Raw genomic sequence first — 20981 nt, forward strand, 5'->3', positions numbered from 1 at the left:
TAATCGCTCCAATCGCAATGGACGAAGGTCTACGTTTCGCTATCCGTGAAGGTGGCCGTACAGTAGGTGCTGGTGTTGTTGCTAAGATCTTCGACTAATATTTAGTTGATAATCGCAATAAACATAAAAAGAGGAGCTTAGGCTCCTCTTTTTTTTTGTGCGACTAAATGTATTTCTTGTTCAGTAGGTTAGCTGATTGCTGCCAGCTCAACCAAAAATAGCACTAGTAATGCTAACAATTCTCGTTTATATTTATATCCGTGAATTGTTTAAGGTTGTATTATGTTTGTTTGTCTTTGCCACGGCATCTCTGATAAAAAACTGCGTAAGCTTGCTATCGAAGAGGGTATCAGCGATATGCGCACCATCAGAAAATGCACTTCTCTTGGCTCTCAATGTGGTAAGTGTGTGAAACAAGCTAAAGAAATCTTGAGCGAAACACAGACGCTTCAGCTTGCAAAAGTAAGCTAACCTCAAGACCTTCGTCTGGTCACTTTGACACCTCCCCAATAGGTTCTACAGTTATTAATGAGCCAAAGAGGAGGGTTTTGTCATGAAAGGCGATCCAATCATAATTCAACATCTCAACAAAATACTGGGCAATGAACTCGTTGCTATCAATCAATACTTCCTTCACGCAAGAATGTACAAAGACTGGGGGCTAAAGCATCTAGCCGATAAGGAATACCATGAATCTATCGATGAGATGAAACACGCTGATCATCTTATTGAACGTATATTATTTTTGGAAGGTCTACCCAACCTCCAGGACTTGGGGAAGCTCATGATCGGAGAAGACACCAAAGAGATGCTCGAGTGCGACCTTAAACTTGAGATGGATGCGATACCAGACTTAAAAGATGCTATTGCTTATGCAGAAGATACGCGCGATTTCGTCTCAAGAGATCTGTTCCAAGATATTCTCGAAGATGAGGAGGAGCATGTCGATTGGCTAGAGACTCAATTGGGACTAATTGAAAAAGTCGGTATAGAAAACTACTTACAAGCACAGTTCGTCGACGAAGAATAATCAGGCTAAATGGTTTCCAAGGGCTTAAGCAACCAGCTTGAGCCCTTTTTAAATGACATTTCTGATTAATTTTCCCTCACCCCTTGCATACCTTTTTGTGATCTGTATAATGCGTCGCACTGGTTAAGCCAGTTGTGAACCAATGAGCAAAGAGGAGTAAGTGGATTACCTCGGTAAATCACTTAGTAACGTAGACTCAGCTTATGTTCGCAGTTAATACAATTAACCCGCTATCATTGATAGTAGGCTAATCGAAAATTAGCTGACAATGCGCTCAATTAGAGTGCTACGGTTTCACATAAATCAATCGGCATTCTCTCGCCTTCGCGAGTATGAGTGGCGATATTGTTTGTGTAATAATTAATTATTGGAGCTCTGTCTCATGCAGAACCAACGTATTCGTATCCGCCTAAAGGCTTTCGATTATAAACTAATCGACCAGTCTACTGCGGAAATCGTTGAAACAGCTAAGCGTACCGGCGCACAGGTTCGTGGTCCAATTCCACTACCTACTCGTAAAGAGCGTTTCACTGTTCTTATCTCTCCACACGTCAACAAAGATGCACGTGACCAGTACGAAATCCGTACTCACAAGCGTTTGATCGACATCGTTGAGCCAACAGACAAAACTGTTGACGCTCTAATGCGTCTTGATCTTGCTGCTGGCGTTGATGTTCAAATCAGCCTAGGTTAAGGGAGATTAGAAGAATGATTGGTCTAGTCGGACGTAAAGTGGGTATGACCCGCATTTTTACCGAAGAAGGCGTTTCTATCCCTGTAACAGTTGTTGAGGTTGAAGCGAACCGTGTAACTCAAGTACGTACACTTGATACTGACGGTTATGCAGCAATCCAGGTAACTGCAGGCGAAAAGAAAGCTAGCCGCGTTTCTAAGCCAGAAGCTGGCCACTTTGCGAAAGCAGGTGTTGAAGCAGGTCGCGGTCTTTGGGAATTCCGTTTGGAAAACGGTGAAGAGTTTGAAGTTGGCGCTGAGCTAAACGTAGAACTTTTCAACGACGTAAAAAAAGTAGACGTTACTGGCACATCTAAGGGTAAAGGTTTCCAAGGCGCTGTTAAGCGTTGGAACTTCGCTACTCAAGATATGACACACGGTAACTCATTGTCTCACCGTGCTCCGGGTTCAATTGGTCAATGCCAAACTCCAGGTCGCGTATTTAAAGGCAAGAAAATGGCAGGTCACATGGGTGCTGAGCGTGTAACGACTCAAAACCTAGAGATCGTACGTGTTGACGCTGAGCGCAATCTGCTTCTTATTAAAGGTGCAGTCCCAGGCGCAACTGGCGGCAACGTGATCGTAAAACCAGCTATTAAAGCTTAACGTCTAGGAGTAAGTAATGGAATTGATGGTTAAAGGTGCTGATGCACTAACTGTTTCCGAGACTACTTTCGGACGTGACTTCAACGAAGCTCTTGTACACCAAGTAGTTGTTGCTTTTGCAGCAGGTGCTCGTCAAGGTACTCGTGCTCAAAAGACTCGTTCTGAAGTATCTGGCGGTGGCGCTAAGCCATGGCGTCAAAAAGGTACTGGCCGTGCTCGTGCTGGTACAATTCGTAGCCCTATCTGGCGTACAGGTGGTGTTACTTTTGCTGCGAAACCACAAGATCACAGCCAAAAAGTAAACAAAAAAATGTACCGCGGTGCTATGAAGAGCATTCTTTCTGAGCTAGTTCGTCAAGAGCGTTTAATCGTTGTTGATAACTTCTCTGTAGAAGCTCCAAAAACCAAAGAGCTTGTAGCTAAGCTAAAAGAGCTTGAGCTAACAGATGCGCTTATCGTGACTAGCGAAGTAGATGAGAATCTATTCCTAGCTGCTCGTAACCTATACAAAGTTGACGCACGTGACGTTGCTGGTATCGACCCAGTTTCACTAATCGCGTTCGACAAAGTTGTAATTACTGCAGAAGCAGTTAAGCAAGTTGAGGAGATGCTAGCATGATCACTGAAGAGCGTATCCTAAAAGTTCTACGTGCTCCTCATATCTCTGAGAAAGCAACTATGGCAGCAGAGAAAGCGAACACTATCGTTTTCAAAGTAGCTAAAGATGCAACTAAGAAAGAGATCAAAGCAGCTGTAGAAAAGCTATTTGAAGTTGAAGTTAAGTCTGTAAATACTCTTATTCTTAAGGGTAAGACTAAACGTCAAGGTCTACGTCAAGGTCGCCGCAGCGACGTTAAGAAGGCGTATGTGACTCTGGCGGAAGGTCAAGATCTTGACTTCGTTGGCGGTGCGGAATAACAGGAGTAGTTAAACAATGGCTATTGTTAAATGTAAGCCGACTTCCCCTGGTCGTCGTCACGTAGTTAAAGTTGTTAACGCTGACCTACACAAAGGTAAGCCTTACGCTCCACTTCTAGAGAAAAACTCTAAGAACGGTGGTCGTAACAACAACGGTCGTATCACAGTACGTCACATCGGTGGTGGTCACAAGCATCACTATCGTTTGATTGATTTCAAACGTACTAAAGATGGCATCCCAGCGAAAGTTGAGCGCCTAGAATACGATCCAAACCGTAGCGCAAACATCGCTCTAGTTCTGTACGCAGACGGTGAGCGTCGCTACATCATTGCACCAAAAGGCATCCAAGCGGGTGACTCTATCCAGTCTGGTGTTGATGCGCCTATCAAAGCAGGTAACACTCTGCCGATGCGCAACATCCCAGTAGGTTCTACAGTACACTGTGTTGAACTGAAACCTGGTAAAGGTGCACAAATTGCTCGTTCTGCAGGTGCATACGCACAAATCATCGCTCGCGATGGTGCATATGTAACTCTACGCCTACGTTCTGGCGAAATGCGCAAAGTACTATCTGAAGGCCGTGCAACAATCGGTGAAGTAGGTAATGCTGAGCACATGCTACGCGAACTAGGTAAAGCTGGTGCTAGCCGCTGGCGCGGTGTTCGTCCAACCGTTCGCGGTGTGGTAATGAACCCGGTAGACCACCCACACGGTGGTGGTGAAGGTCGTACTTCTGGTGGCCGTCACCCAGTATCTCCTTGGGGTCAGCCAACTAAAGGCTTTAAGACTCGTAAGAACAAGCGCACTGACAAGTACATCGTACGTCGTCGTAACAAGTAATCTATAAAGAGGAATCGCCATGCCACGTTCTCTCAAGAAAGGTCCATTTATTGACCTACACTTGCTGAAGAAGGTAGAGAAAGCGGTGGAAAGCGGAGACAAAAAGCCTGTTAAGACTTGGTCCCGTCGTTCAATGATCATTCCATCAATGATTGGTTTGACCATCGCTGTCCATAATGGTCGTCAGCACGTACCAGTATTCGTAACCGAAGAAATGATCGGTCACAAGCTGGGCGAATTTGCACCAACTCGCACTTATCGCGGCCACGCTGCTGATAAGAAAGCTAAGAAGAAATAAGGAGTAGATGATGGAAGCTATCGCTAAACATAACTTTGCTCGTATTTCTCCACAGAAAGCTCGCTTAGTTGCAGACCAAATCCGCGGTAAAAACGTGGATCAAGCTCTTGAACTACTAACTTTCAGCAACAAAAAAGCTGCTGTACTAGTTAAGAAAGTTCTTGAATCAGCAATCGCGAATGCGGAACACAACGAAGGTGCAGATATCGACGATCTATCAGTCGCTAAAATCTTCGTAGATGAAGGCCCAATCATGAAGCGTATTATGCCTCGTGCAAAAGGCCGTGCGGACCGTATCTTGAAGCGTTCTTGCCACATCACTGTTGTTGTTGCAGACGCTTAAGACTAGGAGATAAGCAATGGGTCAGAAAGTACATCCTAATGGTATTCGTCTTGGCATCGTTAAGCCTTGGAATGCTACATGGTTTGCTAACACCAAAGAATTCGCTGACAACCTAGACGGCGACTTCAAGGTACGTCAGTTCCTTACTAAGGAACTAGCAAAAGCGTCTCTTTCACGCATCGTTATCGAGCGTCCAGCTAAGAGCATCCGTGTGACTATTCACACTGCTCGTCCTGGCGTTGTTATCGGTAAGAAAGGCGAAGACGTTGAGAAGCTACGCACTGCTGTAGCTAAAATCGCAGGTGTACCAGCGCAAATTAACATCGCTGAAGTACGTAAGCCTGAGCTAGACGGCCAACTAGTGGCTGATAGCATCGCGTCTCAACTTGAGCGTCGTGTTATGTTCCGTCGTGCTATGAAGCGTGCGGTACAAAATGCTATGCGTCTTGGCGCTAAAGGTATCAAAGTGGAAGTAAGCGGTCGTCTAGGCGGCGCTGAAATCGCACGTTCTGAGTGGTACCGTGAAGGCCGTGTGCCTCTACACACTCTACGTGCTGACATTGATTACGCAACTTCTTCGGCTCACACTCAATACGGTGTGATCGGCATTAAAGTTTGGATCTTCAAAGGTGAGATTCTAGGCGGTATGCCAGCAGCTAACGCTGTAGAGCCAAAAGGCGATAAGCCTAAGAAGCAGCGCAAAGGCCGTAAGTAAGGAGTCGACAGATGCTACAACCTAAACGTACTAAGTTCCGTAAGGTTCAGACTGGTCGCAACCGTGGTCTAGCTAAAGGTACAGACGTAAGCTTCGGCACATTCGGTCTTAAGGCTGTTGGTCGTGGTCGTCTTACTGCTCGTCAGATCGAAGCGGCTCGTCGTGCAATGACGCGTCACGTTAAGCGTCAAGGTAAAATCTGGATTCGTGTATTCCCAGACAAGCCTATCACAGAAAAACCACTAGAAGTTCGTCAAGGTAAGGGTAAAGGTAACGTTGAGTACTGGGTAGCCCAAATCCAACCTGGTAAGGTTATGTACGAAATGGACGGTGTACCTGAAGAGTTGGCACGTGAAGCGTTCCGCCTAGCGGCTCGCAAACTGCCGTTCAAAACTACATTTGTAACTAAGCAGGTGATGTGATGAAAGCACAAGATCTACGCGAAAAAAACGTTGAAGAGCTTAACGCTGAGCTTTTGAATTTGCTACGCGAACAGTTCAACTTGCGCATGCAAGCTGCAACTGGTCAGCTACAGCAAACTCATACTCTGAAAGCTGTACGCCGTGATATCGCACGTGTGAAAACTGTTTTGACTGAGAAGGCAGGCGCATAATGAGCGAACAAATCCGTACTCAACAAGGTCGTGTAATTAGCAACAAAGGCGACAAGTCTATTGTTGTTGCAATCGAACGCATGGTTAAACACCCAATTTACGGTAAATTCGTAAAGCGTACGACTAAACTACACGCACATGACGAAAACAACGAGTGTGGCATTGGCGACACAGTTGAAGTTCGTGAGTGCCGTCCACTGTCTAAGATGAAGTCTTGGACTTTGGTTAGCATTGTAGAAAAAGCGAAGATTTAATCGTTTTTTTTATGAAAATCAAGCGGCTCCAAATTTTTTTTGGGGCCGCTTATTTTTTGTCTACCCAATCACAAAAAAGGGTGGTACAATTCGCGTCCCTTTAAAGAGGCAGCCCGACCCGAGAGGGTCTAGTTTTTAATATTTAGCGGAGCACTAACAATGATCCAAATGCAAAGTACACTTGACGCTGCAGATAACTCTGGCGCGCGCAAGGTAATGTGTATTAAGGTTCTGGGTGGCTCACACCGTCGTTATGCACACATCGGCGACATCATCAAAGTTACTGTGAAAGAAGCAATTCCTCGCGGTAAAGTTAAAAAAGGTGATGTTCTGAAGGCGGTAGTTGTTCGCACCCGTAAAGGCGTTCGTCGTCCAGACGGTTCTGTCATTCGCTTCGACCGTAATGCTTGTGTATTGTTAAACGACACTACTGAGCAACCAGTCGGCACACGTATCTTTGGTCCTGTGACTCGTGAACTTCGTAACGCGAAATTCATGAAAATTGTGTCACTAGCACCTGAAGTTCTGTAAGGAGCGTCAACATGGCAGCTAAAATCCGTCGTAATGACGAAGTAATCGTTCTTGCTGGTAAAGATAAAGGCAAGAAAGGTAAAGTAACTAAGGTTCTAGCAACCGGTAAAGTTATCGTTGAAGGTATCAACCTTGTTAAGAAGCACCAGAAGCCTGTACCGGCTCTTGGTCAACAAGGTGGCATCGTTGAACAAGAAGCAGCTATTGATGCTTCTAACGTTGCAGTCTTTAACGCGGCTACTGGTAAAGCTGACCGCATCGGTTTCCGTATCGAAGATGGCAAGAAAGTTCGTTTCTTCAAGTCTAACGGCGAAACTGTTTCTAACTAATTAGAAAGTAATTTGGAGTTCTACTATGGCGAAACTGCATGATTACTACAAGTCGTCTGTAGTTGCTGAATTGACCAAACAATTCAACTACTCAAGCGTCATGCAAGTCCCTAGGATTGAGAAAATCACCCTAAACATGGGCGTTGGTGAAGCAATCAACGATAAGAAACTGCTAGAAAACGCAGCATCTGATATGGCAACGATCTCTGGTCAAAAGCCACTTATCACTAAAGCGCGTAAATCTGTTGCAGGTTTCAAAATTCGTGAAGGCTACCCAATTGGTTGTAAAGTAACCTTGCGTGGCGAACGTATGTGGGAATTTTTAGAGCGTTTAATCTCTATCGCACTTCCACGTGTACGTGACTTCCGTGGCGTTAGCGCTAAGTCTTTTGACGGACGCGGTAACTACAGCATGGGCGTTCGCGAGCAAATCATCTTCCCGGAAATCGACTACGATAAAGTAGACCGTGTTCGCGGCCTAGACATCACTATTACGACGTCTGCTGCAAACGATGAGGAAGGCCGAGCTCTGCTGGCTGCCTTTAACTTCCCATTCCGTAAGTAAGGTGAAGGGTTACTGTTATGGCTAAACAATCAATGAAAGCGCGCGAAGTAAAACGCGCGAAGCTAGTAGCTAAATTTGCTGAAAAGCGTTCAGCTCTTAAAGCTATCATTAGCGATGTAAACGCATCTGAAGAAGATCGTTGGAATGCGGTTCTTAAACTGCAGTCTCTTCCACGTGATTCAAGTGCTTCACGTCAGCGCAACCGTTGCAACCAAACTGGTCGTCCACACGGTTACCTACGTAAGTTCGGTCTAAGCCGTATCAAAGTTCGCGAAGCTTGCATGAAAGGCGAGATTCCTGGACTTCGTAAGGCTAGCTGGTAATTGCCACTTAATCATTTGGAGTAAATCTTATGAGCATGCAAGATCCGATTTCGGATATGCTGACCCGCGTTCGTAACGGTCAGGCAGCAAACAAAGTTGCTGTAAAAATGCCTTCTTCAAAGCTTAAAGTTGCAATTGCTGCACTACTGAAAGCTGAAGGCTACATCGTTGACTTCGCTGTTGAAGGCGAAGCAAAACCAGAGCTAGAAGTTACACTTAAGTACTTCCAAGCAAAACCTGTAATTGAGCAAATCAAACGTGTTTCACGTCCTGGTCTGCGCGTCTATAAAAACAAAGACTCGCTACCAACTGTGATGGGCGGTTTGGGTATTGCTGTTGTTTCTACTTCCAAGGGTCTGATGTCAGACCGCGCTGCGCGTAAAGCAGGTCTTGGCGGTGAAATCATCTGTTACGTAGCTTAATAGGAGTAGATTATGTCTCGTGTTGCTAAGGCACCTGTCGCTATTCCAGCTGGCGTAGAGGTGAAACTTGACGGTCAAGAAATTACCGTTAAAGGCGCTAAAGGCGAACTAACTCGCGTTCTAAACAACGCTGTAGTTATTGCGCAAGAAGAGAACAACCTTACTTTCGGTCCACGCGACGGTGTTGCTAACGCATGGGCACAAGCAGGTACTGCTCGTGCACTAGTAAACAACATGGTTGTTGGTGTTACTGAAGGCTTTACTAAGAAGCTAACTCTTAAAGGTGTAGGTTACCGTGCTGCTATCAAAGGCAACGCTGTAGGTCTAACACTAGGCTTCTCTCACCCAGTTGAGCACGAGTTGCCAGCGGGTATTAAAGCTGAATGTCCAAGCCAAACTGAAATCGTGATCACTGGTTGTGACAAGCAACTTGTTGGTCAAGTAGCGGCTGACATTCGTTCTTACCGTGAGCCTGAGCCTTATAAAGGTAAAGGTGTTCGTTACGCAGATGAAAATGTGCGTACTAAAGAAGCTAAGAAGAAGTAAGGTAACACTATGGATAAGAAAGCATCTCGCATCCGTCGTGCTACACGTGCACGTCGTAAGATTGCAGAACTGGGTGCAACTCGCCTAGTAGTACACCGTACTCCTCGTCACGTTTACGCTCAAGTAATCGCAGCGAACGGCTCTGAAGTAATCGCAGCCGCTTCTACGGTAGAAAAAGCAATTCGTGAAGAAGTTAAGAGTACTGGTAACATCGATGCAGCTAAAGCAGTAGGTAAAGCTGTTGCTGAGCGCGCGCTTGAGAAAGGCGTATCTGCTGTTGCATTCGATCGTTCTGGTTTCCAATACCACGGTCGAGTAGCGGCGCTAGCAGAATCTGCTCGCGAAGCTGGTCTGAAATTCTAAGGTAGGGTTGGAAGATGGCTAAAGAACAACAACAAGCTAGTGATTTGCAAGAAAAGCTAATCGCAGTTAACCGTGTTTCTAAGACGGTTAAAGGTGGTCGAATCATGAGCTTCACTGCACTAACAGTAGTTGGTGACGGTAACGGTCGTGTAGGTTTCGGTTACGGTAAAGCCCGTGAAGTACCTGCTGCGATTCAAAAAGCAATGGAAAAAGCGCGTCGTAACATGGTTACTGTAGCGCTTAACGAAGGCACTCTTCACCACCCGGTGAAAGGTCGCCACTCTGGCTCTAAAGTTTACATGCAGCCAGCAGCAGAAGGTACGGGTGTTATCGCAGGTGGTGCGATGCGTGCAGTACTAGAAGTTGCAGGTGTACACAACGTACTATCTAAAGCATACGGTTCTACGAACCCTATCAACATCGTTCGTGCAACGATCGACGCTCTAGACAGCATGAAGTCACCAGAAATGGTTGCTGCTAAACGTGGTCTAACTGTTGAAGCTATTTCGGAGTAAGAACACCATGGCAACTATCAAAGTAACTCAAACTAAGAGCTCAATTGGTCGCCTACCTAAGCACAAAGCGTGTCTAAAGGGTCTTGGCCTTCGTAAAATCAACCACACAGTAGAACTTGAAGATACTCCGTGCGTACGCGGTATGATCAACAAGGTTTACTACATGGTTAAAGTTGAGGAGTAATCAGAATGCGTTTGAATACTCTATCACCGGCTGCGGGTTCTAAGCCTTCTAAGAAGCGCGTAGGTCGTGGTATCGGTTCTGGCCTAGGTAAAACTGGTGGCCGTGGTCACAAAGGCCAAAAATCACGCTCTGGCGGCAGTGTTCGTCCAGGCTTCGAAGGCGGTCAAATGCCTTTGAAACAGCGTCTACCTAAATTCGGTTTCACTTCTCGTAAGAGCCTAGTGTCTGCTGAAGTTCGTCTAGCTGAGCTAGCGAAAGTAACTGGTGATGTTGTTGACCTAAACAGCCTTAAAGCAGCTAACGTTATCACTAAGAACATCGAATTTGTAAAAGTTGTTCTTTCAGGTGAAATCAACAAAGCTGTGACTGTTAAAGGTCTACGCGTGACTAAAGGCGCTAAAGCTGCAATCGAAGCTGCAGGCGGTAAAATCGAGGATTAATCTCGAGGGACGAGGTACAGATGGCTAAGAAACCAGGACAAGATTTTAGTAGTGCTAAGAGCGGCTTAAACGAACTCAAGTCGCGCCTTTTATTTGTAATTGGTGCACTTTTAGTGTTCCGCGCTGGCTCTTTTGTGCCGATTCCTGGTATTGACGCGGCTGTACTTGCCGATTTGTTCGAACAGCAAAAAGGTACCATCGTAGAAATGTTTAACATGTTCTCCGGTGGTGCATTAGAGCGTGCATCTATTTTAGCACTGGGCATCATGCCGTATATTTCGGCTTCGATTGTTGTCCAGTTGCTAACTGTAGTTCATCCAGCGTTAGCCGAACTCAAGAAAGAGGGTGAGGCAGGGCGTCGTAAGATTAGCCAATATACGCGTTATGGTACGCTTGTACTTGCAACATTCCAGGCAATAGGTATCGCAACTGGCCTTCCAAACATGGTCAATAATCTGGTTGTTATCAACCAAACCATGTTTACGCTAATTGCTACCGTAAGTTTAGTAACTGGTACCATGTTCTTAATGTGGTTAGGTGAACAAATTACAGAGCGTGGAATCGGTAATGGTATTTCCATTCTGATCTTTGCAGGTATTGTTGCTGGATTGCCTTCGGCAATCGGTCAAACAATCGAGCAAGCGCGTCAAGGTGAACTGCACGTACTTCTTCTGCTGTTGATTGCTGTACTTGCTTTTGCAGTTATTTACTTTGTGGTCTTTATGGAGCGTGGTCAACGTCGTATCGTCGTTAACTATGCAAAACGCCAACAAGGTCGTAAAGTGTTTGCTGCACAAAGCACGCACCTACCGTTGAAAATCAACATGGCAGGTGTTATTCCAGCAATCTTTGCATCAAGTATTATCCTGTTCCCAGGAACATTGGCTCAGTGGTTTGGCCAAAATGGTGAGAGCAGCGCGTTCGGTTGGTTAACTGACGTGTCATTGGCTCTTAGCCCAGGTCAACCGTTGTATGTAATGCTTTATGCTGCAGCGATTATATTCTTCTGTTTCTTCTACACGGCGTTGGTATTCAACCCGCGTGAAACAGCAGATAACTTGAAGAAGTCTGGTGCGTTCGTACCCGGCATCCGCCCAGGTGAGCAGACAGCTAAGTATATTGATAAAGTAATGACTAGACTTACCCTTGCAGGTGCTCTATATATTACCTTTATCTGTCTGATTCCCGAGTTCATGATGGTCGCGTGGAACGTTCGTTTCTACTTCGGCGGTACTTCACTACTAATCGTAGTGGTAGTAATTATGGACTTTATGGCACAGGTACAGACTCATCTGATGTCACAACAGTATGATTCTGTGTTGAAAAAAGCAAATCTGAAAGGTTACGGCCGTTAATCCGGCGGTAGTCTCAGATTTCATTTACGGAGTTTAGCAATGAAAGTTCGTGCTTCCGTTAAAAAAATCTGCCGTAACTGCAAAGTTATCAAGCGCAACGGTGTTGTGCGTGTTATCTGCAGTGAGCCAAAGCACAAACAGCGCCAAGGCTAATTAAGCAGAAATTTTTACTTGAAATTAAAGGTATGGTCGAGTATATTCCTCGGCCTACCTTTTGCGTGCAAAAGAAGTAGCACTCCGCAGCGTATCCATAACGGGCTTTGCTGCGGCTATTCTTTTTAAGAAACACTAGGAGTGAATAATGGCCCGTATAGCAGGCATTAACATTCCTGATCAAAAACACGCTGTAATCGCACTAACTGCGATCTACGGCATCGGTAAAACTCGCTCTCAAGCTATCCTAGCTGAAGTGGGTATTGCTGAAGATGTTAAGATCAGTGAACTAACTGAAGAGCAGATCGATCAACTGCGTGATGGTGTAGCTAAGTACACTGTAGAAGGTGATCTACGTCGTGAAGTATCAATGAACATCAAGCGTCTTATGGACCTTGGCTGTTACCGTGGTCTTCGTCATCGTCGCAGTCTACCACTACGTGGACAGCGTACTAAAACCAACGCTCGCACCCGTAAGGGTCCGCGTAAGCCGATCAAGAAATAATCGGGAAGGTAGAGTACAATGGCTAAACAACCAACTCGCGCTCGTAAGCGCGTACGCAAGCAAGTTGCAGATGGCGTTGCGCACATCCATGCTTCTTTCAATAACACAATCGTAACTATCACTGACCGTCAAGGTAACGCTCTAGCATGGGCTACTGCAGGTGGTTCAGGTTTCCGCGGTTCTCGTAAGTCTACTCCGTTCGCTGCACAGGTTGCTGCTGAGCGTTGTGCTGAAATGGCTAAAGAATACGGTCTTAAGAACTTGGAAGTTATGGTTAAGGGTCCAGGTCCAGGTCGTGAATCTACTGTTCGCGCACTGAACGCTGCTGGTTTCCGCATCACGAACATCGTTGACGCGACACCAATCCCTCATAACGGTTGTCGTCCACCTAAGAAACGTCGCGTATAACGTTTCTAGGATAATTGGAGAAGAATCATGGCAAGATATTTGGGTCCTAAGCTGAAGCTTAGCCGTCGCGAAGGTACTGACTTATTCCTTAAGTCTGGTGTACGCGCGATCGATACCAAGTGTAAAATTGATAACGCACCAGGTGTACACGGCGCTCGTCGCGGTCGTCTATCTGAGTATGGCGTTCAGCTTCGTGAGAAGCAAAAAGTTCGTCGTATCTACGGCGTTCTAGAAAAACAATTCCGTAACTACTACAAAGAAGCAGCTCGCCTTAAAGGCAACACTGGTGAAAACCTACTTCAGCTTCTTGAAGGTCGTCTAGATAACGTAGTTTACCGCATGGGCTTTGGCGCAACTCGCGCAGAAGCACGTCAGCTAGTTAGCCACAAAGCTATCCTAGTTAACGGTAAAGTTGTAAACGTTCCTTCTTTCAAAGTTGCGGCTAACGACGTTGTTTCTATCCGCGAGAAAGCTAAACAGCAAGCTCGTATTAAAGCGGCTCTAGAAGTTGCTGAACAACGTGAAAAACCAACTTGGATTGAAGTAGATGCTGGCAAGATGGAAGGTACATTCAAGCGTATGCCTGAGCGTTCAGATCTATCTGCTGACATTAACGAACACTTGATCGTCGAGCTTTACTCTAAGTAAGGTTTAAACTAAAGAGAGGACACAATGCAGGGTTCTGTAACAGAATTTCTTAAGCCACGTCTTGTTGACATCGAACAGATCAGCACGACACACGCAAAAGTAACTCTTGAGCCATTAGAGCGTGGCTTTGGTCACACTCTAGGTAATGCACTTCGCCGTATTTTACTTTCGTCTATGCCAGGTTGTGCAGTGACAGAAGTTGAAATCGAAGGCGTTCTGCACGAGTACAGCACTAAAGAAGGCGTTCAAGAGGATATCCTTGAGATACTTCTAAACTTGAAAGGCCTAGCTGTTCGCGTTGCTGAAGGCAAAGATGAAGTGTTTATTACACTGAACAAATCAGGCTCAGGCCCTGTTGTTGCAGGTGACATCACCCATGATGGTGATGTAGAGATCGCTAACCCAGAGCACGTTATTTGTCACCTAACGGATGACAACGCTGAGATTTCTATGCGAATCAAAGTTGAACGTGGTCGTGGTTACGTTCCAGCTTCAGCTCGTATCCATACTGAAGAAGATGAGCGTCCAATCGGTCGTTTGCTTGTTGACGCAACTTACAGCCCAGTAGACAAAATTGCCTACGCTGTAGAAGCGGCACGTGTTGAGCAGCGTACTGACTTAGACAAGCTTGTTATCGATATGGAAACGAACGGTACTCTAGAACCTGAGGAAGCTATCCGTCGCGCAGCTACTATCCTAGCTGAGCAATTGGATGCATTCGTAGATCTTCGTGATGTACGTGTTCCTGAGGAGAAGGAAGAGAAGCCGGAGTTCGATCCTATTCTACTGCGTCCTGTAGACGATCTTGAACTAACAGTTCGCTCTGCTAACTGTCTAAAAGCAGAAGCGATTCACTACATCGGTGATCTTGTACAGCGTACTGAGGTTGAGCTACTTAAAACGCCAAACCTTGGTAAAAAATCTCTTACTGAGATTAAAGACGTACTTGCATCACGTGGTCTTTCTCTGGGCATGCGCCTAGAAAATTGGCCACCAGCGTCTATCGCTGAAGATTAATCGATACTAGTTAGAAGGATTAGGTCATGCGCCATCGTAAGAGTGGTCGTCAACTCAACCGCAACAGCAGCCATCGCAAAGCGATGTTCAGCAATATGGCTAGCTCTCTTGTACGTCATGAAGTAATCAAGACTACATTGCCTAAAGCAAAAGAGCTACGTCGCGTAGTTGAGCCTTTGATTACACTAGCTAAGACTGACAGTGTTGCTAACCGTCGTCTAGCATTTGCACGTACTCGTGATAACGAAGTAGTTGCGAAACTATTCAACGAACTAGGTCCACGTTTTGCTGCTCGTCAGGGCGGTTACACTCGTATCCTAAAAGCTGGCTTCCGTGCTGGTGATAAAGCTCCAATGGCTTACATTGAGCTTGTAGATCGCCCAGAAGCATCTGAAGAAGCTGCTGCTGAGTAATCAGTAGGTTCGTAAGAACTGAAAAGCCGAGCATTTATGCTCGGCTTTTTTGTATCTATAGAATTTGCTATCGATAGAACATAGCGTAGTAATGTTGACTATTGCTGCCATAAGCTACCCAACGAGTTCATTAAGCCACTGCTCGCGCCCTGTGTACCCAGATAATCCAAAATCACAGGTGTGAACTGGGAGATCAAAGCTGGGTCCAATCCTACTGATGCAAAGGCATTTTTAACACTTGCCATATTCTCTACGGAACTGAACAAACTACTATTTGTGAGTGAACTTAGCCCTGGAATTAGTGAATTCAATTCACTCCCTTGTCCTGAGCCCAACTGATTTTTAGCTAGAGAAAGCAGCGCACCAGTGCCTGTTGCTGCCTGTTGTGGTGAAATCGACAGCTCTTTAACTAAGTTGTCGACAACTGGTGAGTTAGTTTGAGCCAATTGAGAGGCGCTATTTAATAGACTACTCGCAGAGTCAGAACTAACGCCAGATATATCGAATTCGGCGTAGCTACTGAATGAGAAGGTGGTAGTTATCGCTAAGGTTAAAATCACACTTTTAGTCATGCTTTGTCCTATTAATTATTGATAGTTAAAGCATAGCGTAAAAAAAAGCAGCGCTTAATAGCACTGCTTTAGATTCAATTTAAATGTGACATTACGCTAGGATGTCTAGAAGCTCTACTTCAAATACAAGAGCAGCGAATGGAGGGATAGCAGCACCAGCACCACGCTCACCATATGCTAGGTCTTGAGGGATGTATAGTTTCCACTTAGAACCTACTGGCATTAGTTGAAGTGCTTCAACCCAACCTTTAATTACGCCAGTCACAGGGAACTCTGCAGGCTGACCGCGAGATACTGAGCTGTCGAAGACAGTACCGTCTGTTAGTTCACCGTGATAGTGAACACGTACTGTGTTCTCTGCCGTTGGTACTGTACCGGTACCTTCAGTAATTACTTCGTATTGAAGACCAGACTCAAGAACAGTTACTTCTGAACGTAGAGCGTTGTCTTTTAGGAAAGCTTCGCCGTCTGCTGCCGCTGCTTTCGCCGCTTCTTGACGAGCTGATTCTGCACGAGTGTGAAGCTCTTGAAGAGCTGCATTGATTGCGTCGATTTCGATTTCTGGCATGTCACCAGTTAGCGCAGTTGCAATGCCTTTAGCGATTGCGTCTACGTTTAGGCCTTCAAGGCCGCTACCTGCAAGTTGTTGGCCCATTTGTAGACCAATACCATAGCTTGCTTTCTGTTCTACAGTTTCTAATTTCACGTCAGACATGACGGTCTCTCTTGCTATTCGAATGAAGGTGAAAGGATACCAGTTCTAGTGTGAAACCGAAACGCTCTAACCAACTTTTACTAATTAATTCGTTTTCGTTGTTAAAGTTGTGACATTTGAATGCTATAAAAGGTAATTCCTGCGATTTTCCTATACTCTAAACGCAGGTTTTTTTAAACTGAAGCGGTTGTTTATTAGGAGACGGAATGTAATGAATCGTCGTCAAAGAAAGAAGCAAAAAGTTGACCACGTTCAAGTGCTAAAGGACAAATGGCAGGCTCTCGACTTTTCGAGCTTAAAGAAAATAAATAAGCCTGATGTTTCACAATGGACGTCAAAAATTAAGGCGTTCTGGATGAGACTTCCACGTCTTCATCGACGTCTATTAAGCGTTCTAATTCCTCTATTGGTGGTATTACTACTCATCCCAACCAAAAAGAACGAACCCGCTCAAGCGACTCAGGCCAATCAGCGAATCGCTGTAAGTGTTAATACCGAGTCTCTTAGCGAACAACCCTCCAGCGTACAGTCTGAGCAGTTAGTAGAAACCAATTGGCGTGAGTATACCGTCAAAAAAGGTGACACACTGGCGCAGGTGTTTCGTAAAAACCAGTTATCTATGGCCGACCTGAATTCGTTAGCAAGAATAGAAGGAAGCGACAAACCGTTAAGTCGTATTAAGCAAGGTCAGTTGATTCGGTTCAAATTCAGCCCAGAAGGTAATCTCGATATTCTACAAATTGAACGTGGCGATCAGTCCATCATGTTCTTTAGACTATCAGATGGAGGCTTCGGTCGGAGTAAGTGACAACGAAGTAATTAAGAGCAATTCAATAAACAAAGGGGCCTATATTGGCCCCTTTGTTTATTTTAGAAGTTTCATATCTATATGGGGGATATCGTCTTCCAGATACTCTTCAGAGCAAGCTTCAAAACCGTGTCGCGAATAATATTTTTGTAGATGAGATTGTGCGCCAATCTTTATGGTTTCATTAGGCCAAAGACGCTGGCACTCCAGCTTGGCTTGAACAATGAGATCATGACCAAGTCCGCCACCTCTATGTGATGCTTTAGTTGCGACTCTACCGATACTCACATAGTCGTAAGTAGTGCCTTTGGGTAATAGTCTTGCACATGCGACAAGAGTGTCGCCATCATAGCCCATTAAATGATGAACTCCGTTAACTTGGTCATGATTATCCAACTCAGGGTAAGGGCAGGTTTGCTCTACGACAAACACGTCGACTCGAAGCTTCAACAGTTCATACAACTCAAGTGTGGTTAGCTGGGTAAAGGTTTTAGTGTTCCAATTAATCATAGTTCTCACTTGTCACTGTTTTTTCTTAGACTAAACGGACAGCAAAAAAAAAGCCACGCATTATGCGTGGCTTAATATCGATTAACTTAATTATTTTTGTAGATCGATTTGGTAAACCGCGAAACCGACATCATCAGTAGCGACTTTCTTCATTGGATATTGACCTTTGTCCTTGATGAACTGTGCCGCTTTATCCGATGGTGATGTTTCAAAACGAACATCTAATGCAACATCCGCTTGGATAGGAGCAAAACGCCAGTTGTTATCTGCGCTTGGTGTGACTTCACCTTTTTCTTGGCTAACTTTAGAGATGTAGTTGGCCACGATAGTACGGTTTTCATCCGGTGAATCAAACGCAATAAAGTCACTGCCTGTACCTGGGAACTTGTTGCTGTATGCACGGTAGTTATTAGTCGCAATGATAAAGGTTTGTTTCATGTCGATTGGTTTACCTTTGTAGGTAAGATCTACGATTCGCTCACTGTTACCATCAAGTAGTTTGCAGTTACCATCATAACGAGCAGGCTTACTGACATCGACCTGGTAGTTTACCCCGTCCATAACATCAAAGTTATAAGTGCGGAAACCATCCCAATCGATAAGCGATTGAGGCTGGCTTGATGTCACATCAATTTGCTTGAATTGGCCAGCAGAGCACTCAAGCCACTCTTTGACTTCTTTACCGGTTACTTTCAGAGCAACTAGTGTATTTGGATAGAGATAAAGGTCGGCTGCGTTACGGAATGTAAGCTGACCTGACTCTACTTCAGTGAAGTTTGCTGGGTCATTTTTACGACCACCGGCTTTAAATGGAGCTGCAGCAGAAAGTACCGGTAAACCATCTAGGTCCGGATCACCTTGAATCATGGTCTCTACATAGTCTTTTTGCGCTAAGTTGACGATTTGAACCGTAGGATCATCCTGAACTAAAGCAAGGAAGCTGTACATCACGTCATTCGCTTTACCAATAGGTTGATTAACGAAGTCGCGTGTTGCATTGTGATCTTCTTTGACTGCGCTAACGATGCCTTTATCAGCGTCAACAAGTGGTTTCTTATTGGTAGCGTCGAAAATAGGGCGTGCTTCTGTTTGCGCTTCCGCGACTTTCCAGCTATCGCCATCTTGTTCTAACACAAGATCCATCACACCGACGTGGCTACCCCAACGGCCAGGCATAACTGCTGCAACACCGTTAATTGTACCTTTTTGGTTATCAACGCCTTGAATATTGTCAAAACCTTTACCAGGGAATACGGCATGAGAGTGACCAAATGCAATGGCATCAATACCGTCTACTTCAGATAAGTAATAGGTCGAGTTTTCTGCGCCAGCTTTGTAAGGGTCACTTGAAACGCCAGAGTGAGGAATCGCAACAATAATGTCTGCGCCTTCCTTTTTCATTTGAGGGACGAGCTTTTCAGCGGTTTCTTTAATGTCTTTGGCGAAAACTTTACCTTCTAAGTTCTTCTTATCCCATACCATGATTTGTGGTGGAACAAAGCCGATATAACCAACTTTAACTTCGTGAGCATTACCATCAGTGTCTTTGAAGGTGTGTGTTTTGATTAAATAAGGCTTGAAGTAGTGTTCGCCCGTTTTCTTATCAAATACGTTAGCGCTGACGTACGGGAAGTTAGCACCTTCCAATGTTGTCGCTAAAAACTCTAGACCGTAGTTAAACTCGTGGTTACCGATGTTACCCACATCGTAGTCTAATTGATTCATCGCTTTATAGACTGGATGTGTTTCACCAGGCTTGATGCCCTTAGACGCCATATAATCGCCCATCGGACTACCTTGAATAAGGTCACCGTTATCAACGAGAACACTGTTCGTTACTTCATTACGCGCTTCTTTTACTAGTGTGGCAGCTCGAGCTAAACCAATCTTCTGAGTTGGCTTATCTTTGTAATAGTCATAGTCCATGACATTGGTGTGGATGTCAGTTGTTTCGATAATTCGGAGCTTAATTTCATCTGCCATTGCTGGGCCCGCCATCGCTAGCATGCCACCAAGAACTGCAATTGAAATAGGTTTCACTGCCACTTTCATCTTCATATCCTTTGTAGGGGTAATTGATTTTAAACTTGCTAAGTGTAGCAATTTGTTGTGTAAGAAAGTTTACGTATACATAAAAAGTGTGATCTTAAGTGCACACTCAAGTGCAATCTGATACACATCTCGCAACTTTTGTTTCAAGCCTAGTTCCATTCGGCAAAATCGGGCGGAAGATGGATCAAAAATTCACATTGTTCTGCGCTAATAAAATCTCCTTAGTGACTTTTGGAATAAAAAATGAAATTTTAGAATTTCAGGTAATATAGAGGAGTGGTCATAATGCCATCATTCGACTAGCGAAGGATTGTTATTATGGATTCGTCTCAACCACTCCCAACGGGCAAGGTAGCCACACCAACTTTGGTGAGCAGTTATCGTAAGCCCAAGTTGCCAAGTTCAATATTACGAGCGGGTGAAGTTGCGCTAATTGGTGCAGGCCCCGGCGATCCTGAGTTACTTACCCTGAAGGCTCTTAATCTACTTCAACAAGCGGATGTCGTGCTTTACGACTACCTGGTTTCTGATGACATCATGGAGTTGGTGCCGGAAAGTACCATTTTGGTTTGTGTAGGTAAGCGTGCTGGTCACCACAGTGTTCCGCAAGAGAAGACCAATCAATTATTGGTAGAGTTTGCGCAAAGTGGACATAAGGTCGCACGTATTAAAGGTGGTGACCCCTTCGTATTTGGTCGTGGCGGCGAAGAGCTGCAGGTACTCGCGGCAGCAGGCATCCAATTTCAAGTTATTCCTGGTATCACGGCAGCGGCAGGTGCTACAGCGTATGCAGGCATCCCGCTTACTCATCGCGACTACGCGCAATCTGCATTGTTTGTTACAGGACATCTAAAGCCTGACGCTGATGATATGGATTGGTCAACCTTAGCTAGGGGGAACCAAACGCTTGTCATCTATATGGGACTGATGAAGTCCGACTACATACAGCAACAACTGCTTGCGCACGGTCGTAGTAACGCCGTTCCAGTCGCAATTATTGAACGTGGGACTCAGCGTTCACAAAAAGTGTTGCGTGGCCAGTTATCGAATTTACCTGAGTTAGCGCAACAGGCTGAATCACCGTCACTTATTGTTGTAGGAGAAGTCGTCTCTCTTGCTGACGAGCTATCGTGGTTTAATCGAGAGCATGATGAGGTTCAGCCAAACCAACGAGTCGCAAGTCAGCGCGCCTAATCACAGTCATTATTGAATCAGTCTTGTGTTGGTCACAGTGTGGCCGACATAGAAAAAGGAAGC

General features: G+C 45.2%; 36 protein-coding genes and 1 pseudogene. 33 read left to right on the forward strand and 4 right to left on the reverse strand.

The window, feature by feature from the left end; genetic code table 11:
* The 31 genes and pseudogenes from L2W36_RS22035 to rplQ all read left to right on the forward strand — a co-directional run.
* Positions 1-98 (forward strand): annotated as a pseudogene (locus L2W36_RS22035) (elongation factor Tu); the annotation flags it as partial.
* Positions 99-282: 184 nt separating this feature from the next.
* Positions 283-471 (forward strand): (2Fe-2S)-binding protein, encoded by a 189-nt coding sequence (locus L2W36_RS22040; RefSeq protein ID WP_062462315.1) that lies wholly within the window; start codon positions 283-285, stop codon positions 469-471.
* A gap of 82 nt (positions 472-553) precedes the next feature.
* Positions 554-1030 carry a bacterioferritin gene (bfr, locus tag L2W36_RS22045; RefSeq protein WP_038228832.1) on the forward strand — a complete coding sequence of 159 codons (477 nt, stop codon included), beginning with the start codon at positions 554-556 and terminating at the stop codon, positions 1028-1030.
* A 382-nt stretch (positions 1031-1412) separates the two neighbouring features.
* Positions 1413-1724 carry a 30S ribosomal protein S10 gene (rpsJ, locus tag L2W36_RS22050; protein ID WP_031495630.1) on the forward strand — a complete coding sequence of 104 codons (312 nt, stop codon included), beginning with the start codon at positions 1413-1415 and terminating at the stop codon, positions 1722-1724.
* Positions 1725-1738: 14 nt separating this feature from the next.
* Positions 1739-2368 carry a 50S ribosomal protein L3 gene (gene rplC / locus L2W36_RS22055; protein ID WP_006075756.1) on the forward strand — a complete coding sequence of 210 codons (630 nt, stop codon included), beginning with the start codon at positions 1739-1741 and terminating at the stop codon, positions 2366-2368.
* A gap of 16 nt (positions 2369-2384) precedes the next feature.
* Positions 2385-2987, forward strand: a complete 603-nt coding sequence (gene rplD, locus L2W36_RS22060) for a 50S ribosomal protein L4 (RefSeq protein ID WP_038228833.1) — start codon at positions 2385-2387, stop codon at positions 2985-2987.
* On the forward strand, positions 2984-3286 hold the full coding sequence (gene rplW / locus L2W36_RS22065) for a 50S ribosomal protein L23 (RefSeq protein WP_031495626.1): 303 nt from the start codon (positions 2984-2986) through the stop codon (positions 3284-3286). Before rplD ends, rplW begins: the two co-directional genes overlap by 4 nt.
* A 16-nt stretch (positions 3287-3302) precedes the next feature.
* Positions 3303-4127, forward strand: a complete 825-nt coding sequence (rplB, locus tag L2W36_RS22070; protein WP_031495624.1) for a 50S ribosomal protein L2 — start codon at positions 3303-3305, stop codon at positions 4125-4127.
* A 19-nt stretch (positions 4128-4146) separates the two neighbouring features.
* Positions 4147-4425 (forward strand): 30S ribosomal protein S19, encoded by a 279-nt coding sequence (gene rpsS / locus L2W36_RS22075; RefSeq protein WP_031495622.1) that lies wholly within the window; start codon positions 4147-4149, stop codon positions 4423-4425.
* A 10-nt stretch (positions 4426-4435) separates the two neighbouring features.
* The gene (gene rplV, locus L2W36_RS22080; protein ID WP_031495620.1) at positions 4436-4768 is read left to right on the forward strand and encodes a 50S ribosomal protein L22; all 333 of its coding nucleotides are present in this window, start codon (positions 4436-4438) and stop codon (positions 4766-4768) included.
* 16 nt (positions 4769-4784) lie between these two features.
* The gene (gene rpsC / locus L2W36_RS22085) at positions 4785-5483 is read left to right on the forward strand and encodes a 30S ribosomal protein S3 (protein WP_006075724.1); all 699 of its coding nucleotides are present in this window, start codon (positions 4785-4787) and stop codon (positions 5481-5483) included.
* A gap of 11 nt (positions 5484-5494) precedes the next feature.
* Complete coding sequence (gene rplP / locus L2W36_RS22090) at positions 5495-5905, forward strand: 50S ribosomal protein L16 (RefSeq protein ID WP_006075723.1); 411 nt, start codon at positions 5495-5497, stop codon at positions 5903-5905.
* Positions 5905-6096, forward strand: coding sequence for a 50S ribosomal protein L29 (rpmC, locus tag L2W36_RS22095; protein WP_004736737.1), 192 nt, complete (start codon positions 5905-5907; stop codon positions 6094-6096). The genes rplP and rpmC overlap by 1 nt, the downstream gene beginning before the upstream one ends.
* Positions 6096-6350: a 30S ribosomal protein S17 gene (gene rpsQ, locus L2W36_RS22100; protein WP_006075722.1), complete on the forward strand. Its 255-nt coding sequence runs from the start codon at positions 6096-6098 to the stop codon at positions 6348-6350. Before rpmC ends, rpsQ begins: the two co-directional genes overlap by 1 nt.
* A 159-nt stretch (positions 6351-6509) precedes the next feature.
* Positions 6510-6881 (forward strand): 50S ribosomal protein L14, encoded by a 372-nt coding sequence (gene rplN / locus L2W36_RS22105; protein WP_006075569.1) that lies wholly within the window; start codon positions 6510-6512, stop codon positions 6879-6881.
* 11 nt (positions 6882-6892) lie between these two features.
* The gene (gene rplX / locus L2W36_RS22110; protein WP_006075571.1) at positions 6893-7210 is read left to right on the forward strand and encodes a 50S ribosomal protein L24; all 318 of its coding nucleotides are present in this window, start codon (positions 6893-6895) and stop codon (positions 7208-7210) included.
* Positions 7211-7235: 25 nt separating this feature from the next.
* Positions 7236-7775 (forward strand): 50S ribosomal protein L5, encoded by a 540-nt coding sequence (gene rplE, locus L2W36_RS22115; RefSeq protein WP_038228835.1) that lies wholly within the window; start codon positions 7236-7238, stop codon positions 7773-7775.
* A gap of 17 nt (positions 7776-7792) precedes the next feature.
* Positions 7793-8098: a 30S ribosomal protein S14 gene (rpsN, locus tag L2W36_RS22120; RefSeq protein WP_038228838.1), complete on the forward strand. Its 306-nt coding sequence runs from the start codon at positions 7793-7795 to the stop codon at positions 8096-8098.
* 29 nt (positions 8099-8127) lie between these two features.
* A complete protein-coding gene (gene rpsH, locus L2W36_RS22125; RefSeq protein WP_004738788.1) occupies positions 8128-8520 on the forward strand; it encodes a 30S ribosomal protein S8 in 393 nt (130 codons plus the stop codon).
* Positions 8521-8532: 12 nt separating this feature from the next.
* Entirely contained in the window at positions 8533-9066 is a 534-nt protein-coding gene (gene rplF / locus L2W36_RS22130; protein WP_038228841.1) for a 50S ribosomal protein L6, read from the forward strand.
* Positions 9067-9075: 9 nt separating this feature from the next.
* Positions 9076-9429 (forward strand): 50S ribosomal protein L18, encoded by a 354-nt coding sequence (gene rplR, locus L2W36_RS22135; protein ID WP_038228845.1) that lies wholly within the window; start codon positions 9076-9078, stop codon positions 9427-9429.
* Positions 9430-9443: 14 nt separating this feature from the next.
* Positions 9444-9944 carry a 30S ribosomal protein S5 gene (gene rpsE / locus L2W36_RS22140; protein ID WP_006075577.1) on the forward strand — a complete coding sequence of 167 codons (501 nt, stop codon included), beginning with the start codon at positions 9444-9446 and terminating at the stop codon, positions 9942-9944.
* Between the two features lie 7 nt (positions 9945-9951).
* Complete coding sequence (rpmD, locus tag L2W36_RS22145) at positions 9952-10128, forward strand: 50S ribosomal protein L30 (protein ID WP_004410429.1); 177 nt, start codon at positions 9952-9954, stop codon at positions 10126-10128.
* A 5-nt stretch (positions 10129-10133) separates the two neighbouring features.
* Positions 10134-10568, forward strand: a complete 435-nt coding sequence (gene rplO, locus L2W36_RS22150) for a 50S ribosomal protein L15 (RefSeq protein WP_006075578.1) — start codon at positions 10134-10136, stop codon at positions 10566-10568.
* 20 nt (positions 10569-10588) lie between these two features.
* On the forward strand, positions 10589-11923 hold the full coding sequence (gene secY, locus L2W36_RS22155) for a preprotein translocase subunit SecY (protein WP_006075579.1): 1335 nt from the start codon (positions 10589-10591) through the stop codon (positions 11921-11923).
* 39 nt (positions 11924-11962) lie between these two features.
* Entirely contained in the window at positions 11963-12076 is a 114-nt protein-coding gene (gene rpmJ, locus L2W36_RS22160; protein ID WP_000868186.1) for a 50S ribosomal protein L36, read from the forward strand.
* A gap of 148 nt (positions 12077-12224) precedes the next feature.
* Complete coding sequence (gene rpsM, locus L2W36_RS22165; protein WP_005450559.1) at positions 12225-12581, forward strand: 30S ribosomal protein S13; 357 nt, start codon at positions 12225-12227, stop codon at positions 12579-12581.
* An 18-nt stretch (positions 12582-12599) separates the two neighbouring features.
* On the forward strand, positions 12600-12989 hold the full coding sequence (gene rpsK, locus L2W36_RS22170; protein ID WP_001118870.1) for a 30S ribosomal protein S11: 390 nt from the start codon (positions 12600-12602) through the stop codon (positions 12987-12989).
* 27 nt (positions 12990-13016) lie between these two features.
* Positions 13017-13637: a 30S ribosomal protein S4 gene (rpsD, locus tag L2W36_RS22175; RefSeq protein WP_031493229.1), complete on the forward strand. Its 621-nt coding sequence runs from the start codon at positions 13017-13019 to the stop codon at positions 13635-13637.
* A gap of 24 nt (positions 13638-13661) precedes the next feature.
* Positions 13662-14654: a DNA-directed RNA polymerase subunit alpha gene (locus tag L2W36_RS22180; protein ID WP_038228852.1), complete on the forward strand. Its 993-nt coding sequence runs from the start codon at positions 13662-13664 to the stop codon at positions 14652-14654.
* Positions 14655-14680: 26 nt separating this feature from the next.
* Positions 14681-15067 (forward strand): 50S ribosomal protein L17, encoded by a 387-nt coding sequence (gene rplQ / locus L2W36_RS22185; RefSeq protein WP_031493230.1) that lies wholly within the window; start codon positions 14681-14683, stop codon positions 15065-15067.
* A 98-nt stretch (positions 15068-15165) separates the two neighbouring features.
* Here rplQ and L2W36_RS22190 read toward each other — a convergent pair whose 3' ends face one another.
* Positions 15166-15639: a DUF2780 domain-containing protein gene (locus L2W36_RS22190; RefSeq protein ID WP_236111641.1), complete on the reverse strand. Its 474-nt coding sequence runs from the start codon at positions 15637-15639 to the stop codon at positions 15166-15168.
* 91 nt (positions 15640-15730) lie between these two features.
* Positions 15731-16354, reverse strand: a complete 624-nt coding sequence (locus L2W36_RS22195) for an FKBP-type peptidyl-prolyl cis-trans isomerase (protein WP_062462312.1) — start codon at positions 16352-16354, stop codon at positions 15731-15733.
* Positions 16355-16565: 211 nt separating this feature from the next.
* Here L2W36_RS22195 and L2W36_RS22200 point away from each other — a divergent pair, with 211 nt between their 5' ends.
* On the forward strand, positions 16566-17162 hold the full coding sequence (locus L2W36_RS22200) for a LysM-like peptidoglycan-binding domain-containing protein (protein ID WP_124940543.1): 597 nt from the start codon (positions 16566-16568) through the stop codon (positions 17160-17162).
* Positions 17163-17219: 57 nt separating this feature from the next.
* On the opposite strand, the gene L2W36_RS22205 is transcribed toward L2W36_RS22200, so the two are convergent.
* Both L2W36_RS22205 and cpdB read right to left on the reverse strand, forming a co-directional pair.
* Complete coding sequence (locus L2W36_RS22205; protein WP_031494177.1) at positions 17220-17672, reverse strand: GNAT family N-acetyltransferase; 453 nt, start codon at positions 17670-17672, stop codon at positions 17220-17222.
* 90 nt (positions 17673-17762) lie between these two features.
* On the reverse strand, positions 17763-19724 hold the full coding sequence (cpdB, locus tag L2W36_RS22210; RefSeq protein ID WP_236111642.1) for a 2',3'-cyclic-nucleotide 2'-phosphodiesterase: 1962 nt from the start codon (positions 19722-19724) through the stop codon (positions 17763-17765).
* Positions 19725-20042: 318 nt separating this feature from the next.
* Between cpdB and cobA the strand changes: the two genes are divergently transcribed.
* Entirely contained in the window at positions 20043-20918 is an 876-nt protein-coding gene (cobA, locus tag L2W36_RS22215) for a uroporphyrinogen-III C-methyltransferase (RefSeq protein ID WP_038228864.1), read from the forward strand.
* The last annotated feature ends 63 nt before the right edge of the window (positions 20919-20981 follow it).

It is taken from the genome of Vibrio sp. McD22-P3 (genome assembly GCF_021568915.1).
GTDB lineage: Bacteria > Pseudomonadota > Gammaproteobacteria > Enterobacterales > Vibrionaceae > Vibrio > Vibrio mediterranei.

Bases quoted from the DNA above. Each gene is read 5' to 3' on its own strand.
- L2W36_RS22040 (WP_062462315.1), top strand. From the start codon at position 283: ATGTTTGTTTGTCTTTGCCACGGCATCTCTGATAAAAAACTGCGTAAG.
- bfr (WP_038228832.1), top strand. From the start codon at position 554: ATGAAAGGCGATCCAATCATAATTCAACATCTCAACAAAATACTGGGC.
- rpsJ (WP_031495630.1), top strand. From the start codon at position 1,413: ATGCAGAACCAACGTATTCGTATCCGCCTAAAGGCTTTCGATTATAAA.
- rplC (WP_006075756.1), top strand. From the start codon at position 1,739: ATGATTGGTCTAGTCGGACGTAAAGTGGGTATGACCCGCATTTTTACC.
- rplD (WP_038228833.1), top strand. From the start codon at position 2,385: ATGGAATTGATGGTTAAAGGTGCTGATGCACTAACTGTTTCCGAGACT.
- rplW (WP_031495626.1), top strand. From the start codon at position 2,984: ATGATCACTGAAGAGCGTATCCTAAAAGTTCTACGTGCTCCTCATATC.
- rplB (WP_031495624.1), top strand. From the start codon at position 3,303: ATGGCTATTGTTAAATGTAAGCCGACTTCCCCTGGTCGTCGTCACGTA.
- rpsS (WP_031495622.1), top strand. From the start codon at position 4,147: ATGCCACGTTCTCTCAAGAAAGGTCCATTTATTGACCTACACTTGCTG.
- rplV (WP_031495620.1), top strand. From the start codon at position 4,436: ATGGAAGCTATCGCTAAACATAACTTTGCTCGTATTTCTCCACAGAAA.
- rpsC (WP_006075724.1), top strand. From the start codon at position 4,785: ATGGGTCAGAAAGTACATCCTAATGGTATTCGTCTTGGCATCGTTAAG.
- rplP (WP_006075723.1), top strand. From the start codon at position 5,495: ATGCTACAACCTAAACGTACTAAGTTCCGTAAGGTTCAGACTGGTCGC.
- rpmC (WP_004736737.1), top strand. From the start codon at position 5,905: ATGAAAGCACAAGATCTACGCGAAAAAAACGTTGAAGAGCTTAACGCT.
- rpsQ (WP_006075722.1), top strand. From the start codon at position 6,096: ATGAGCGAACAAATCCGTACTCAACAAGGTCGTGTAATTAGCAACAAA.
- rplN (WP_006075569.1), top strand. From the start codon at position 6,510: ATGATCCAAATGCAAAGTACACTTGACGCTGCAGATAACTCTGGCGCG.
- rplX (WP_006075571.1), top strand. From the start codon at position 6,893: ATGGCAGCTAAAATCCGTCGTAATGACGAAGTAATCGTTCTTGCTGGT.
- rplE (WP_038228835.1), top strand. From the start codon at position 7,236: ATGGCGAAACTGCATGATTACTACAAGTCGTCTGTAGTTGCTGAATTG.
- rpsN (WP_038228838.1), top strand. From the start codon at position 7,793: ATGGCTAAACAATCAATGAAAGCGCGCGAAGTAAAACGCGCGAAGCTA.
- rpsH (WP_004738788.1), top strand. From the start codon at position 8,128: ATGAGCATGCAAGATCCGATTTCGGATATGCTGACCCGCGTTCGTAAC.
- rplF (WP_038228841.1), top strand. From the start codon at position 8,533: ATGTCTCGTGTTGCTAAGGCACCTGTCGCTATTCCAGCTGGCGTAGAG.
- rplR (WP_038228845.1), top strand. From the start codon at position 9,076: ATGGATAAGAAAGCATCTCGCATCCGTCGTGCTACACGTGCACGTCGT.
- rpsE (WP_006075577.1), top strand. From the start codon at position 9,444: ATGGCTAAAGAACAACAACAAGCTAGTGATTTGCAAGAAAAGCTAATC.
- rpmD (WP_004410429.1), top strand. From the start codon at position 9,952: ATGGCAACTATCAAAGTAACTCAAACTAAGAGCTCAATTGGTCGCCTA.
- rplO (WP_006075578.1), top strand. From the start codon at position 10,134: ATGCGTTTGAATACTCTATCACCGGCTGCGGGTTCTAAGCCTTCTAAG.
- secY (WP_006075579.1), top strand. From the start codon at position 10,589: ATGGCTAAGAAACCAGGACAAGATTTTAGTAGTGCTAAGAGCGGCTTA.
- rpmJ (WP_000868186.1), top strand. From the start codon at position 11,963: ATGAAAGTTCGTGCTTCCGTTAAAAAAATCTGCCGTAACTGCAAAGTT.
- rpsM (WP_005450559.1), top strand. From the start codon at position 12,225: ATGGCCCGTATAGCAGGCATTAACATTCCTGATCAAAAACACGCTGTA.
- rpsK (WP_001118870.1), top strand. From the start codon at position 12,600: ATGGCTAAACAACCAACTCGCGCTCGTAAGCGCGTACGCAAGCAAGTT.
- rpsD (WP_031493229.1), top strand. From the start codon at position 13,017: ATGGCAAGATATTTGGGTCCTAAGCTGAAGCTTAGCCGTCGCGAAGGT.
- L2W36_RS22180 (WP_038228852.1), top strand. From the start codon at position 13,662: ATGCAGGGTTCTGTAACAGAATTTCTTAAGCCACGTCTTGTTGACATC.
- rplQ (WP_031493230.1), top strand. From the start codon at position 14,681: ATGCGCCATCGTAAGAGTGGTCGTCAACTCAACCGCAACAGCAGCCAT.
- L2W36_RS22190 (WP_236111641.1), bottom strand. From the start codon at position 15,639: ATGACTAAAAGTGTGATTTTAACCTTAGCGATAACTACCACCTTCTCA.
- L2W36_RS22195 (WP_062462312.1), bottom strand. From the start codon at position 16,354: ATGTCTGACGTGAAATTAGAAACTGTAGAACAGAAAGCAAGCTATGGT.
- L2W36_RS22200 (WP_124940543.1), top strand. From the start codon at position 16,566: ATGAATCGTCGTCAAAGAAAGAAGCAAAAAGTTGACCACGTTCAAGTG.
- L2W36_RS22205 (WP_031494177.1), bottom strand. From the start codon at position 17,672: ATGATTAATTGGAACACTAAAACCTTTACCCAGCTAACCACACTTGAG.
- cpdB (WP_236111642.1), bottom strand. From the start codon at position 19,724: ATGAAAGTGGCAGTGAAACCTATTTCAATTGCAGTTCTTGGTGGCATG.
- cobA (WP_038228864.1), top strand. From the start codon at position 20,043: ATGGATTCGTCTCAACCACTCCCAACGGGCAAGGTAGCCACACCAACT.